Origin of the sequence: Rheinheimera maricola, from assembly GCF_016918075.2 — a bacterium.
In the GTDB taxonomy this organism is placed as follows: Bacteria; Pseudomonadota; Gammaproteobacteria; order Enterobacterales; family Alteromonadaceae; genus Alishewanella; species Alishewanella maricola_A.
In genome coordinates this window covers 128,602-142,493 of the sequence record NZ_JAERPS020000002.1, presented here as the reverse complement: position 1 = coordinate 142,493, position 13,892 = coordinate 128,602, and the positions used below count along the sequence as shown (strand labels likewise).

At 49.5% G+C, this 13,892-nt stretch carries 12 protein-coding genes; 6 read left to right on the top strand and 6 right to left on the bottom strand.

Going from position 1 to position 13,892, the window contains the following annotated elements; all coding sequences use genetic code 11:
* Window positions 1-29: 29 nt before the first annotated feature.
* Window positions 30-362: a phosphatase PAP2 family protein gene (locus I4W93_RS20335; protein WP_245217408.1), complete on the top strand. Its 333-nt coding sequence runs from the start codon at window positions 30-32 to the stop codon at window positions 360-362.
* Between the two features lie 80 nt (window positions 363-442).
* Window positions 443-2,302, top strand: coding sequence for a methyl-accepting chemotaxis protein (locus I4W93_RS06335; RefSeq protein WP_205309393.1), 1,860 nt, complete (start codon window positions 443-445; stop codon window positions 2,300-2,302).
* Window positions 2,303-2,306: 4 nt separating this feature from the next.
* Here I4W93_RS06335 and I4W93_RS06330 read toward each other — a convergent pair whose 3' ends face one another.
* The 5 genes from I4W93_RS06330 to priA form a co-directional block, all read right to left on the bottom strand.
* On the bottom strand, window positions 2,307-2,699 hold the full coding sequence (locus tag I4W93_RS06330; protein ID WP_205309392.1) for a gamma-butyrobetaine hydroxylase family protein: 393 nt from the start codon (window positions 2,697-2,699) through the stop codon (window positions 2,307-2,309).
* A 2-nt stretch (window positions 2,700-2,701) separates the two neighbouring features.
* Entirely contained in the window at window positions 2,702-4,039 is a 1,338-nt protein-coding gene (gene hslU, locus I4W93_RS06325) for an ATP-dependent protease ATPase subunit HslU (RefSeq protein WP_205309391.1), read from the bottom strand.
* 12 nt (window positions 4,040-4,051) lie between these two features.
* On the bottom strand, window positions 4,052-4,570 hold the full coding sequence (gene hslV / locus I4W93_RS06320) for an ATP-dependent protease subunit HslV (RefSeq protein WP_205309390.1): 519 nt from the start codon (window positions 4,568-4,570) through the stop codon (window positions 4,052-4,054).
* 58 nt (window positions 4,571-4,628) lie between these two features.
* Complete coding sequence (locus I4W93_RS06315; protein WP_205309389.1) at window positions 4,629-5,195, bottom strand: SPOR domain-containing protein; 567 nt, start codon at window positions 5,193-5,195, stop codon at window positions 4,629-4,631.
* Between the two features lie 77 nt (window positions 5,196-5,272).
* Window positions 5,273-7,447 (bottom strand): primosomal protein N', encoded by a 2,175-nt coding sequence (priA, locus tag I4W93_RS06310; protein ID WP_224673303.1) that lies wholly within the window; start codon window positions 7,445-7,447, stop codon window positions 5,273-5,275.
* 204 nt (window positions 7,448-7,651) lie between these two features.
* Here priA and rpmE point away from each other — a divergent pair, with 204 nt between their 5' ends.
* Together rpmE and I4W93_RS06300 are read left to right on the top strand one after the other, a co-directional pair.
* Window positions 7,652-7,864 (top strand): 50S ribosomal protein L31, encoded by a 213-nt coding sequence (gene rpmE, locus I4W93_RS06305; RefSeq protein WP_027670299.1) that lies wholly within the window; start codon window positions 7,652-7,654, stop codon window positions 7,862-7,864.
* A gap of 523 nt (window positions 7,865-8,387) precedes the next feature.
* Window positions 8,388-9,632 (top strand): malic enzyme-like NAD(P)-binding protein, encoded by a 1,245-nt coding sequence (locus tag I4W93_RS06300; protein WP_205309388.1) that lies wholly within the window; start codon window positions 8,388-8,390, stop codon window positions 9,630-9,632.
* 52 nt (window positions 9,633-9,684) lie between these two features.
* Here the strand turns inward: I4W93_RS06300 and metJ are convergent, their stop codons facing one another.
* Window positions 9,685-10,020, bottom strand: a complete 336-nt coding sequence (gene metJ / locus I4W93_RS06295; RefSeq protein ID WP_008217699.1) for a met regulon transcriptional regulator MetJ — start codon at window positions 10,018-10,020, stop codon at window positions 9,685-9,687.
* A gap of 181 nt (window positions 10,021-10,201) precedes the next feature.
* Here metJ and metB point away from each other — a divergent pair, with 181 nt between their 5' ends.
* The gene (gene metB / locus I4W93_RS06290; RefSeq protein ID WP_205309387.1) at window positions 10,202-11,464 is read left to right on the top strand and encodes a cystathionine gamma-synthase; all 1,263 of its coding nucleotides are present in this window, start codon (window positions 10,202-10,204) and stop codon (window positions 11,462-11,464) included.
* A gap of 6 nt (window positions 11,465-11,470) precedes the next feature.
* Window positions 11,471-13,885 (top strand): bifunctional aspartate kinase/homoserine dehydrogenase II, encoded by a 2,415-nt coding sequence (gene metL, locus I4W93_RS06285; RefSeq protein ID WP_205309386.1) that lies wholly within the window; start codon window positions 11,471-11,473, stop codon window positions 13,883-13,885.
* The last annotated feature ends 7 nt before the right edge of the window (window positions 13,886-13,892 follow it).

Genomic DNA, 13,892 nt, shown 5'->3' with positions numbered 1-13,892 from the left:
CCGCTGCCTGGCCATTGTTTCAGTTGCTGTTGGCCAGTTTTGCGCTTGAACTGCCACTGTATTTGCTGTTAAAAAACAGCATTAAACGTGCGCGTCCCGCTGATAGATTAACGGCTTATATAAATGCACATATAGTGCCTTCAGATCAATTTAGTTTGCCTTCTGGCCATACCGCAGGTGCTTTTGTTTTTGCTGCCTGCCTCGCAATGCATTTTCCTGTTGCTGCTTTACCAGCATATTTCTGGGCTGCGGCTATAGGGCTTTCGCGTATTATGCTTGGTGTGCATTTCCCACTAGACGTTATTGCGGGAGTAATCTTGGGGTCAGCCTGTTGCGCTGTGGCTTATTTTATAATTATTTAAGTGTAAACCAATAAAAAATCACTATTTTTTGCTTTGCTGGTCTATCATCAAAGATGATGATTTATTCTTGGAATATTAATATGAGCAGCTTGCGGCGTTTATCAATTAAACAACGGTTATTTATCAATGGCGGAGCCTTAGTGGTTGCTATGGCGGTGATGTTGCTAATTTTGTTTTATCAAGGCAGCCAGCTCACTAGCCTGGCTAGAACACAGCAGCTGGTAGAACAAATTAGCGCGGATGTTTTAATGTTTCGCCGGCATGAAAAAGATTTTATGGCGCGAACAGAGCTCAAGTATCAGCAGCGATTAAATGATCATTACAATACTATGCAGCAACACACTGCTGAGCTTGATGTGTTATTGCAACATCACAATATTGATCAAAAGCCTTTAGCTACCTTTCTTGCACTAACAGACGGCTATCAGCAAAAATTCAACCAATTGGTGGTGTCTCAGCAACGCTTAGGGCTGGACGCCCAATCAGGCTTAATCGGCGAATTGCGTCAAACGGTGCAACAATTAGAAAGCCGGCTGGAGCAATTGCGGCAAGACGAGTTAACCATATTAGTTTTACAGTTACGCCGGGCAGAAAAGGATTTTCTGCTGCGCAAAGAGATGAGCTACGCCGACCGATTTTCGTCAACCATGTCACAGCTATTGCAACAGACCAGCAGTGACAGTGCTAGCCGCAGTCTTGCTGAAGGTTATAACCAGCGATTTAGTGCGCTGGTGCAGGCGATGCAACAAATGGGACTGAGCGAGTCTGAAGGCGTTACCGGTGAAATGCGCAAGGCCATACAAGAAACTGAGACCAGCCTGAAAGAACTGGAGAAAAAAAGCTCAGAAGCAATAGTCGCATCTGTTGCGGCCACACAACGGTTGGCCATTGGTGTTTTTGTTGTGGTGCTAGCCAGTGTGCTGTTTTTGGTTGCGTTAACCAGCCGCAGTATTCTTGGGCCGGTAATGGAGGTCTGTGAAGCTATTGGTTTAATTCGCGCGAATAATGATTTTCGTATGCGGGTAGCTGTGGCGGGGAATGATGAAATGACCAGCCTGGCTACAGACTTCAACGGTATGCTGGGAGATTTTCAGGATTTAATCAGAACCGTTAATCAGGCACTGGAAATGCTTGACCAGGCAACTAACGAATTGGCGAAGTCTACCGCCGATACCAGTCGTGGTATGCAGCAGCAACAAAACGAAACGGATATGGTAGCGACTGCGGTAACGGAAATGGGGGCTACCATTAACGAAATTGCCAGTAATACCGAAACGACAGCGGCGAAAGCTGAAGCGACTAATCACAACGCGCAAACTGGCCGGACTGAAGTACAACAGACGGTGCAGCGGATTAACACCTTGTCTGAACGCTTGCAAACTGCGACCAACGTGGTTGCTGAATTAGAAAAAGACAGTAAGACCATTGGTTCGGTGCTGGATGTCATCCGCGGTATTGCAGAGCAAACTAATTTATTGGCATTGAATGCTGCCATTGAAGCGGCGCGGGCTGGTGAGCAAGGCAGAGGCTTTGCCGTGGTTGCAGACGAAGTGCGCAACCTGGCAATGCGTACGCAGGATTCAACCAGGCAAATTGAAAGCATCGTCGGAGGGCTGCAAGGCCGTACTTCAGAGATTGTCCAGGTTATACAAGGCTGCAGGCAGCAAGGTCATGACAGTGCAGAGCAAGCCAATGTCGCCATGCACTTGCTAACAGCGATTACCGAGGATGTAACTAACATTATGGACATGACCACTCAAATTGCTGCTGCAATTGAAGAACAAAGCCATGTTGCAGCTGAAGTAAATAAAAACGTGGTGAAGATCCGAGATTTATCAGACGAGACATACAGCTACGCCAAACACAATGCATCAATCAGCGAAGAGGTTGCGCAGCAAGCCGCTCGCCTACATCAATCGGTGGACCGCTTTCAAGCCTGATAGTTTAAGTTTTAAAGGTTACTGCTATTAAGGCATCCCGCTGCGCGTTAACGGCGCGCAGCTGCTGCAGGTAGTCTTGCCATAATGCAGAGTGTTGCTCTGCGAGTTGTTGCAGGTACGTCCAACTGTAGATCCCACTGTCGTGGCCGTCATCAAACAGCAATTTTATAGCATAGTGGCCAACGGGGATCAGCTTGCGGATAGCAACCTGCTTTTTATTGCTAACCAGCTTGGGTTTACCATGCCCCCGAACTTCTGCCGAAGGCGAAAAGACCCGCAGAAATTCTGCACTAAACTGGGCGTACTGACCGCCGCTGAAACTGACGTCCAGCATGCGGCTTTGTTGATGATAATGCAGCTGGGTTACCTGCACTGCTGTAGGTTTTGATTGTTGCATTGCTATAGAATAAACCGGCTTAAATCGTCATCTTTTACCAATGCACCCAGGTGTTTATCCACATAGGCGGCATCAACCAGAATGTGCTCGCCGGCATGGTCTGCAGCATCATAGGATATTTCCTCCAATAGGCGCTCCATCACCGTATATAACCGGCGCGCGCCAATGTTTTCTGTGGTTTCATTCACCTGCCAGGCTGCTGCAGCCAAACTTTTAATGCCGTCGGCGCTAAAGCTTAACTGCACACCTTCAGTCGCCAGCATAGCGATAGATTGTTCGGTCAATGATGCTTTTGGCTCGGTTAAGATGCGTTCAAAGTCGGCTGCAGTTAGTGCTTCCAGTTCTACGCGGATCGGTAAACGGCCTTGTAACTCTGGCACTAAGTCGGATGGTTTGCTCATCTGAAATGCCCCAGAGGCAATAAATAAAATATGGTCCGTTTTAACCATGCCGTGCTTGGTATTTACCGTACAGCCCTCAATTAAGGGCAGTAAATCACGTTGCACACCTTCACGGGATACATCCGGGCCACTGGTTTCGCCACGCTTACAAATTTTGTCAATTTCGTCGAGGAACACTATGCCGTTTTGTTCAACGGCATCCAATGCAGCTGCTTTGAGCTCTTCCGGGTTCACTAGCTTTGTGGCTTCTTCATCGATTAGCTGCTTTAAGGCATCTTTGATTTTAAGCTTACGCTTTTTCTTTTTCTCACTGCCCAGGTTTTGAAACATGCTTTGTAGCTGAGAGGTCATTTCCTCCATACCTGGAGGCGCCATAATTTCAACGCCAATATTAGCTTGCGCCAGATCAAGTTCTATTTCTTTGTCGTCCAGTTGGCCTTCACGTAGTTTTTTGCGAAAAATCTGCCGGGTATTGCTTTCAGTAGTAGGTTTGCTATCTGTTTCACCCCAGGTGTTGTCTTTGGCCGGTGGCAATAATACATCCAGAATACGCTCTTCTGCCGCCTCTTCAGCCCGAAAACGGTTTTTCTCTATAGCTTGCTCACGAAACATTTTTACTGCGCTATCGGTAAGATCGCGAATGATGCTCTCGACCTCTTTGCCGACATAACCCACTTCGGTAAATTTGGTAGCTTCAACTTTAATAAACGGCGCATTGGCTAGCTTAGCCAGACGGCGGGCAATTTCGGTTTTACCCACCCCGGTTGGCCCTATCATCAGAATGTTTTTCGGCGTAATTTCCTGGCGCAAGGTTGCGTCCAGCTGCATGCGGCGCCAGCGATTACGCAGTGCGATAGCTACCGCGCGCTTTGCATTGTTCTGGCCGATTATGTGGCGGTCCAGCTCGTGTACGATCTCTCTAGGTGTCATGTCAGACATAAGGGTACCTGCTTATAATTCTTCAATGGTCTGATGCTGATTGGTGTACACGCAGATGTCACCGGCGATGGTAAGGCTTTTCTCCACAATGTCGCGCGCACTAAGGGTGGTATTTTGTAGCAAGGCGGTGGCTGCGGCTTGTGCATAAGGGCCACCACTACCAATAGCGATGAGGTCGTGTTCGGGCTGCACCACATCACCATTTCCGGTAATAATAAGCGATGTATTTGCATCGGCTACAGCCAATAAAGCTTCAAGTTTTCGTAGCATGCGGTCGGTACGCCAGTCTTTGGCTAGTTCAACAGCGGCACGCATCAGATGGCCCTGATGTTGCTCAAGTTTGGCTTCAAAGCGTTCAAATAATGTAAAGGCATCGGCAGTGCCGCCAGCAAAACCGGCGATGACTTTATTGTTATACAAGCGGCGTACTTTGCGGGCATTGCCTTTCATTACGGTGTTACCCAGTGAAACCTGGCCATCACCGCCGATAGCAACATGGCCGTCGCGGCGAACTGAAACGATAGTAGTCATGAATAAGCCTTATGGCGTGATTAACTTACCGCTTAAGTGTGGCTGTTGCTGGCGCTTTTCAAGTCCAATTCCAAATCCGGCAGGTATTGATATTTTGCTGACGCAGGCGGTTCATATCTGCAGTGGCTTTGCGCTTGGACTCGTATGGACCCAATACCACCCGGAACCAGACACCATTGTTGCCTTCAGTGCGCCTGACTTGTGAAGCGAAGCCGGCAAAGGCAATTTGCGCTTTCATGGTTTCAGCCTGCTGTTCGACGCGAAATGAGCCACATTGCATTTGGTAGGGACCTGCAGATTGTTGTTGCTCGGCTACTTCAACGGTAACTTCTTTATTTTCCAACTCGGTGATGTATTGGTACGGTTCAGTTGTGGGTTTTACCGGCAACTCATCTGTTTTAGTCGGTTGGCTGGCAGCTTTTGCTGGCACAGGGTTTACCGTTGGTTGCTGATTGAGAAACCAGAGAAAATAAATAAAGCCACTCGCCAGCAATGTGGTTATTACAATCAGCAGCCAGGGTTTTGCCGGCGAAGATGCCGCCGCTTTATTGTTTGCTCTGCTGGGGCGCCTGCTGGCGGGCTTGGCCTTTGGCCGGCCGGCTTTAACGTAATCTTTTTGGGGCATAAGGGGATAAAAACTCTTACTTCTTGTTGAGCGCTATTCTACAAGGTTGGGCAAAAAAAGAAACATAACCGGCTGGCTCAGGTCAGATCTGTCGGATCAACATCCAATTGCCACTTGATGCGTCGGCTAAGTGGCCAGCTGCTAATGTGCTGCAGCAGTGCATCCAATGCCAGATGCATGTTGCTGCGTGCGGGGCTGTATAGCTGCAACTGCCAGCGATACTTGCCTGCCCGACGCTCCATAGGTGCAGGAATAGGCCCCAGCAGTTGCAGTGCCGGGTGCTGGCTGGCGCAGTCAGCGAGTTGCTGTAACCACTGTTGGCACTGCTCAGATTGATGTGCCTCTGCACTAAACAGGGCGAGATGCTGATAAGGCGGCAAGCGTGTTTGCTTTCGCTCTGACAGTGCGCTGCGAGCAAAAGACGCATAGCCATTTTGGATAATATCCTGCAGTAACGTGTGGTCAGGGTACTGGGTTTGCAGCAACACGTTACCTCCAATGCTGCCGCGCCCGGCACGGCCGGCAACTTGAGTGAGTAGCTGTGCCAATTGCTCTGGTGCGCGAAAATCACTGCTGTACAGGGCTGCATCAACATCAACAATCACCACCAGGCTTACATTGGGAAAATGATGTCCTTTTGCCAGCATCTGAGTGCCAACTATAAGCCTGGCACCGGGCTGATGAATATCTTCCAGCGCTTCGTTTAATGCACCTTTGCGCCGGGTGCTGTCGCGGTCAAGCCGGGTAATAGCGATGTTGGTAAACAGTCGCTGTAAGTTTTCTTCCAGTTGTTCGGTACCCTGGCCCAGCGGTTTTAACTGTGTGCTACCACAGCCACCGCATTGACGTGGTATCGCTTTGCTGGCGCCGCAGTGATGGCATACCAGTTGCCTGCTTTGCTTGTGATATGTAGTAAAAGCGCTGCAGCGGTGACATTCTGTTAACCAGCCACATTCCTGGCAACTAAGTGCCGGGGCGAAGCCACGCCGGTTCAAAAACAACATGACTTGATGTCCCAGTGTCAGTTGGTGCTTCACTTTAGCCAGGGTCTGGCTCGCCAGACCGAATTGCAGCACCTGTTGCTTTAAATTGACCAGTTCAAATGTGGGTAACGCTTGCCCTGCTGCACGGTCTGGTAGCGGCAAGTGAATGAAACGCTTGGTGAGGGCGTTGTGCAAGCTTTCCAGACTAGGGGTGGCGGAGCCCAGCAGTATGGGACAATGCTGCAATGCTGCACGTTTAATCGCTAAATCACGGGCATGATAACGAAATCCGTCTTGCTGCTTTAAAGATTGATCGTGTTCTTCATCAATAATGATCAGGCCGAGGCGCCAAAATGGTAAAAATAAGGCGGAGCGGGTACCTACAATAATAGCGGCGGCACCGCTACTTGCCTGTAACCAACAATGTAAGCGTTCGCTATCGCTTAGTGCTGAATGCCAGCACAATACCGGTACATCAAAGCGCGCCTGAAATCGTGCTAAGGTTTGTGGCGTTAAACCGATTTCCGGTACGATAACCAAAACCTGCTGTCGCTGGCATAACAGGCTGGCAATGCTTTGCAGATAGACTTCTGTTTTGCCTGAGCCGGTAACACCCTCTAGTAATAAACGCTCAAAGCGACCAAAAGCCTGAACAACAGCAGCAACGGCAAGTGCCTGATTGTTAGTTAGCCGTAAACCACTTGCTGGGGCGGCAGGCGGTGTGAAGGGGGAAGCCGGAACCAGTTGCTCTTCTACCAGGTCTTTATCCAGTAGCTGTTTTAAGGTGGTCCGGCTATGTTGCTGGCGCAACACCGACTCGCTCAGGCCATTTGCTTGCAGTGCCTGCCAGAGCGCATGTTGCTTCTGTGAGCGCTTTAAAGCAGATGGATTAAGTTGTTTACCTGCATCGGTTAAACAGTATGCTTTGGGTTGATAATCGTTGAGATTACGACCTTCCCGCAGTAAAGCAGGAAGTGCGCTAATTAACACCTCACCCAGCGGATGATGGTAGTAGTCAGCAGCAAAACTTAACAGCTGACACAGTAAAACGGGTAGCACAGGCGCATTGTCAAGTAAGCTGATAACCGGCTTTAACTTGCTGGTATCGTAGCTGTCTGGTGGGGACAACTGCCAAATTAATCCTACCAGTTTTCGGTTGCCAAACGGCACCAATACCCGGCACCCAGGCTGAGGGGTATACCCGGGACTAATAAGGTAATCAAAATGTTGTCTTAGCGGCACCGGCAGGGCCACTCGCACTACAATCACAGCAGGTTTCCGTTATAAAGCAGCGTTTAAGTGTAAGGACAGGCTGGTTAAATGCCAAGTAAAACAAAATATATCCGTCAAGCAATGAAGCTATTGCAACTTTAAGCACTATCTATTAAGCTACGCGCCCTTAATTAACTGTAATTACGTATGGTGTCTGGCAATAATTTGACCAGATAGCGATACGGCCTAACGAGGTAAACCATGAAACCAGGTATTCACCCAGAATATAAAGAAATTACTGCAACCTGTACTTGCGGTAATGCATTCAAAACTAAGTCTGCACTGTGTAAAGACATTCACTTAGACGTTTGCTCTGCTTGCCACCCATTTTATACCGGTAAGCAAAAAGTGTTAGACGTAGGCGGCCGTGTAGATCGCTTCAAAAAACGTTTCTCTGTTCTGGGCAACCGTTAATCGGTCCAGCTACAGCAAAACAGAAAAAAGCACCCACGGGTGCTTTTTTTTCGCCTAAAATTAGTTGGTTTTTTACACTAATAATCACTATCAATTTAAAAAATATTTTTATGCCTTTGTTGTGCTCCGGTAATTGCGGCAATAACAAGCTGGTTAGCGACAAATAGTTGATTTATTTCATCCTGTTACCCTTGCCTGGTTCACCGTATTATCCCCACTGTTAACACGAGCTTCTCCGTTAGTGCGGCATGATTATGCGGTCGTAGTAACATCTGTATTCAACTCTGTGCCATATCTGCAATTCAGATGGCCAGACGTCTCTTGGCGTTAGCCTGTTTTGTTGTTATAACAACAGGCGTTGCGACTAAAGTGGTATGGCATTGGTCAAAGTTTTGCGCTGGTACGATCAGACTGATTCTGGTTCTCTTCGTCTTAGCTGGTCTTTAGAATAAGCCTCCCGCAAGCGTGACCCAAGAATTATAACGTTGCGCCACACCCTACAATAAACGGCAGGATAAAACAGATGTCAGATTTCAAAGAGCAAGCACTGCGCTACCACGCAGAACCCAAACCAGGCAAAATCAGTATTGAGATCAGTAAGCCGGCAGAAACGGTCACCGACTTAGCACTGGCATATAGCCCGGGGGTAGCAGAGCCGGTGCGGGAAATCGCAGCTGATATTGATAACGTATACAAATACACCGCTAAAGGTAATTTGGTTGCCGTGATCACCAATGGTACGGCTATTTTGGGGCTGGGTAATTTAGGCCCTATGGCCTCGAAGCCGGTAATGGAAGGTAAGGCGCTGCTGTTTAAACGTTTTGCCAACTTGGACTCTATTGATATAGAGGTAACACACCGTACCACTGAAGAGTTTATTAATACTGTCGCCAATATTGCCGACACTTTTGGCGGTATAAACCTTGAAGATATCAAAGCGCCTGAGTGCTTTGAAATTGAAAAAGAATTGATCAAACGCTGCAAAATTCCGGTGTTTCATGATGATCAGCACGGTACTGCTATTGTAACAGCTGCTGGTATGCTGAACGCGTTGGAAATTCAGGGTAAAGATATTAAGAGTGCGATTATCGTTTGTATGGGAGCAGGTGCGGCTGCTATTGCTTGTATGGAACTGTTGATTAAATGTGGCGCCCAGCGTGAGCATATTTATATGTTAGACACCAAAGGTGTTATCCATACCCGACGTAATGACTTAAACCAGTATAAGCTGTTGTTTGCTAACAATACTGATAAGCGCACTCTGGAAGATGCTTTAGCTGGTGCCGATGTGTTTGTCGGCGTCTCTGGCCCTGATGTGCTTCCGCCGGAAGCGCTGCAATTAATGGCAGCAAAGCCGGTTATTTTTGCTTGTTCTAACCCGGATCCGGAAATTAAGCCTGAGCTGGCGCATGCGGTGCGTACTGATATTATTATGGCAACCGGCCGCTCAGACTATCCAAACCAGGTAAACAATGTGCTGTGTTTTCCTTTTATTTTCCGTGGCGCACTAGATGTCCGCGCTAGCGTGATTAATGATGAAATGAAACTGGCTGCAGTTAATGCCATTCGCGCTATCGCCAAAGAGGCTGTGCCGGCAGAAGTTCTTACAGCCGCTAAAGTGAATGAACTGAATTTTGGTAAAACTTATATCATCCCTAAGCCGATGGATCCACGGTTACTACCAAGAGTCGCTAAAGCGGTGGCTGAGGCAGCTGTGGCATCAGGCGTAGCACGTATCCCGCTGCCTGATAACTATTACGGTGCTTAACCGGTATTAAACAAAAAAACCCGCCTGCTGGCGGGTTTTTTAACGCAAAAGTTTATTCTTCGTCGCTATCGGCTTCAATGATCACCGGAATAGGTTTGCCCATGCTGGTAAGGATCTGACGTACTTCTGCCGGAATTTGGTGCGGGTTGTCTTTACGCAAATCTTCATCTGCTGGCAGTGGCTGGCCGGTAAAGGCATGCAAAAACGCTTCGCACAACAATTCGCTGTTTGTCGCATGTCGCAGGTTGTTCACCTGGCGTCGGGTGCGCTCGTCAGTTAGCACCTTTAATACGTTCAGCGGAATAGATACGGTGATTTTTTTTACCAGTTCTGATTTTTTACCGTGTTCCGCGTACGGGTGAATATATTCCCCATTCCACTTAGCCATATGGTTACCTTGTATTAGTCATTATGTTGTATTGCTTGCGCAAGTGGCGAAATTCTATCGTGTTATGCCGCTCAGTCAAATAGTGTGCAACAAATAATCATTATAGACGGCTAAATGGTTTGACATCTGTTTTTCTATCATTATACTTTTAGACGTCTAAACATCTAAATGAGGTCTCACCATGTCAAAGCGTCATGTCGCAACTATCGCTGCCAGAGCAGGTATTGCCCAGGACACCGCTTTTTCAGCGGTTACACCACCGCTATATCTGACCTCAACCTACGAATTAGCCGCTTTTAAGCAACCGGGCCAATATGATTACTCGCGCTCAAACAACCCGACACGTGACTTGCTGGGCGAAACATTGGCCGAGCTGGAAGGTGGCGTAAAGGCTATTGTTACCAGTACCGGTATGTCAGCCTGCCTGTTGGCACTGCAACTGCTTACACCGAACGACACCTTAGTGATCCCGCACGATTGTTATGGTGGCAGCTACCGCTTATTTACCAACTTAGCCCAGCGTAAAAACGCCTTTAAGTTGTTAGTGGTGAATTTTCAGCAAGCCGGTTGGGCAGACCAAATAAGTAAAGCCGCACCGAAAATGATCTGGCTGGAAACACCGTCGAACCCGTTATTACAAATTACCGATGTGCGTGCAGTATGTCAGTTGGCGAAACAGCTACAGGCGCTGGTAGTGGTCGATAACACCTTCTTGTCGCCGGTACTACAACAGCCGCTGGCGCTGGGCGCCGACATCGTGGTGCACTCCACCACTAAATATATTAACGGCCACAGCGATATTGTCGGCGGTGTATTGGTGTGCAACAGCCTGCAACTGGGTGACGAGCTAAAGTGGTGGGCCAATTGCTTAGGCATTACCGGTGCGCCGTTTGACAGCTATATGACGCTACGCGGCTTGCGCACACTGGAGCCGCGTATTCGTCTGCAGCAAGATAATGCCGCCCGGGTGGTCGATTTTCTGGCGAAACAACCACTGGTGGCCAAAGTATATTACCCCGGCTTGCCAGAGCACCCCGGGCATGCCATTGCCAAAGCGCAGCAAAGTGGTTTTGGCGCTATGTGTAGTTTTGATTTAGCCGCTGATGCGGCTTTGTTACCGGTATTTTTCTCTGCGCTGCGTTTATTTACCCTTGCACAGTCGCTTGGTGGTATTGAAAGCCTGATTTGCCACCCTGGCACTATGACGCATGCCTCGATGGATGCCAAAGCGCAACAGACAGCGGGCATAGGCCCGACCTTAATTCGTTTGTCGGTGGGCATTGAGAATAGTGATGACTTGCTGGCAGATTTGCAGCAGGCATTTAACGCCGTGGCAGAGGCAAGTCAGCAGACTGATAGAACCGGTAGTGTCGGTAAAGTCGTTAAGCCATCCAATGAACAACAGCAGTTTCGGATAAATCCGGCACTTCGCGCTTTTTGGTAATTGATTATGCAAGCTCAGCTAAAAACACAACAGCACGCGCCAGCGCAGGTGCATAAATTTGGCGGCAGCAGCTTAGCCGATGCGCAGCGTTTTGCAGCGGTGGCGGATATTTTACAACAACAAAACCATCATCAAGCGCTGTGGGTAGTGGTGTCGGCGCCGGGTGATACCACAGATGCCTTACTGAATATTACTGCTGCCACAGAGACACAAGCCCGCGATATTGCCCTGGCTGCACTGCAAGCCGAACTAACGGCGTTAGTGCAACAGGCGCTGACGGCTGATGCTGCAGTACTGGTGATAAAGCAATTGCAGCAATGGCTGGCGGCAGTGCCTGATGCGCTGGCAAAGCAACAGCATAATGATGTGCTGGCTATTGGTGAGCGTTTATCAGCGTTGTTATTAAGTGAAGTACTGAAACAGCGCGGCTTTAATGCTGCTGCGCTGGATGCGCGCGATTTTCTGCGGTTAAAGCAGCATCAGCCGGACTGGACAGCGTCGGCTGCATTGTTAACCGGCCTGACACAAGCTGAACGGATACATGTCGTTACCGGTTATATTGCCCGCGATGACAAAGGCCGCAGTATTACGTTGGGCCGCAATGGCAGTGATTATTCCGCTACCTTGCTTGGTGCTTTGGTCAATGCCACTGAAGTGACTATCTGGACCGACGTAAAAGCCATTTACAGCGCCGATCCGCGCAAGGTAAAAGCAGCGCTGCCGTATAGTCAGGTTAGCTGGCAGCAAGCTTGTCAGCTGGCGCAGCTGGGTAATCCGGTATTGCATGCCCGTACCTTGTCACCGTTAACCGGTACCGCCACGGCGCTGCTGGTGCGCAGTAGTTATCAGCCGCAACACGCCGGTTGTCGGGTGGTGCAGCAGGACACTGCGGCACAGGAGTGTGCTGCGCAAGAAAAAGCGCAGCAGCAGGGCTTTATCACTGAACTGGATAACGTCACCTTATTAACCTTACATCAGGATATCAGCGTAAGCGCAGCACAACTGACGCTGGAGTTGCAGCAACCGGTGATTGAGCTGCCGCAGCAGGGCGATAATCTATGCTGGTTATTGCCGGCGGTATGCGCTGAACAGGCACTGGACTATCTGGCTGGGTTAAATATTCATGCGGTGTGGGATACGCAGCGTTATTACGCGCTGGCGTGGTTAAAATCTGATGCTGTCGCGCATACTGATACGGCAGAGCAATTATTGCAGCAGCAGGGCGTACTGCACCGTTATGAAAGCACGCAGCAGCTGATCTGGTTGTTGGCCGCGCCGCTGCCTGACGACGCGCTGGAGCAATTGCACCGCTGTTTAATTCAACCGCAGCCGGTGCTGCAAATTGTTGTGGCCGGCACCGGCAATGTTGGCGCGGAGTTTCTCGCCATGCTGGGGGCGCAGCAGCAACGTTTTGACGCTAAGCTTAAACTTAACCTGGCGGCGGTAGTTAATTCACGCCGTGCGGCACTGAGTGACAGCATTGCGGTGAGTAATTGGCAAGCGGCGTTGGCTGCAGGTGTTGCCTGGAATGCACAACAGCTGGCGGCTTATCTGCAGGCGCTGCCAGCACCGAAAGTGCTGGTGGATATTACGCCCAGCCGCGAGTTTGCAACTCTATACCCGGCGGTTATAGCTGCTGGCTGCGATATTATCAGTGCCAATAAACAAGGCGTAACACTGCCGGGCACGGAATATCAGCAGATTAAGCGCGCCCTGGCACAATACCAGCGGCAATGGCTGAGTAACACCACCTGCGGTGCTGGTATTCCGGTGCAGCGTACTTTGCAGGAATTGCTTAGCGCCGGTGACAGCATTGATGAAGTCAGTGGTATTTTCTCCGGCACGCTGTCGTGGTTATTGTGCCAATACGATGGTAGTAAGCCGTTTTCTGAGTTTGTGCTGCAAGCGCAGCAAGCCGGCTTAACTGAACCAGACCCGCGTGATGATTTGTCCGGTAAAGACGTACAGCGCAAATTGCTGGTGTTGGCGCGGGAGTTGGGGCTAACACTGGAGCTGGATGATATTGCATTAGAACCCTTGCTACCGGCTGGGTTAGAGCAAGACAGTTGGCAGCAGTTTTGGCCACAGCGGGCAACATTAGATGATGTTTTGGCGCAGCTGTTTGCCACGGCAAAGGCAGCAGGCAAGGTGCTGCGTTATGTTGCCAGCCTTAAGCTTGAGCAGGGCAAAGTGTGCGCGACCGTGGCCTTGAAACAGGTGAGCGCTGACCATGCGTTGGCGGCGATAGCGCCGTGTGACAACGTTTTTGTGATCCGTTCGCTCTGGTATTGCGATAATCCACTGGTGCTTAAAGGCCCGGGAGCAGGTCGGGTAGTAACGGCAGGTGGCTTGCATGCCGACCTGGCGCAATTAATTCATCAACTTATTGGCCCGGCAACCTTGCCGGCCCCACTGACGTAGTAAAAGA

What these genes read in the sequence shown, in the direction of transcription:
- I4W93_RS06335 (WP_205309393.1), top strand. Translation starts at nt 443, where the DNA reads ATGAGCAGCTTGCGGCGTTTATCAATTAAACAACGGTTATTTATCAAT.
- metJ (WP_008217699.1), bottom strand. Translation starts at nt 10,020, where the DNA reads ATGGCTAAGTGGAATGGGGAATATATTCACCCGTACGCGGAACACGGT.
- I4W93_RS06330 (WP_205309392.1), bottom strand. Translation starts at nt 2,699, where the DNA reads ATGCAACAATCAAAACCTACAGCAGTGCAGGTAACCCAGCTGCATTAT.
- rpmE (WP_027670299.1), top strand. Translation starts at nt 7,652, where the DNA reads ATGAAACCAGGTATTCACCCAGAATATAAAGAAATTACTGCAACCTGT.
- metB (WP_205309387.1), top strand. Translation starts at nt 10,202, where the DNA reads ATGTCAAAGCGTCATGTCGCAACTATCGCTGCCAGAGCAGGTATTGCC.
- I4W93_RS06315 (WP_205309389.1), bottom strand. Translation starts at nt 5,195, where the DNA reads ATGCCCCAAAAAGATTACGTTAAAGCCGGCCGGCCAAAGGCCAAGCCC.
- I4W93_RS06300 (WP_205309388.1), top strand. Translation starts at nt 8,388, where the DNA reads ATGTCAGATTTCAAAGAGCAAGCACTGCGCTACCACGCAGAACCCAAA.
- hslV (WP_205309390.1), bottom strand. Translation starts at nt 4,570, where the DNA reads ATGACTACTATCGTTTCAGTTCGCCGCGACGGCCATGTTGCTATCGGC.
- hslU (WP_205309391.1), bottom strand. Translation starts at nt 4,039, where the DNA reads ATGTCTGACATGACACCTAGAGAGATCGTACACGAGCTGGACCGCCAC.
- metL (WP_205309386.1), top strand. Translation starts at nt 11,471, where the DNA reads ATGCAAGCTCAGCTAAAAACACAACAGCACGCGCCAGCGCAGGTGCAT.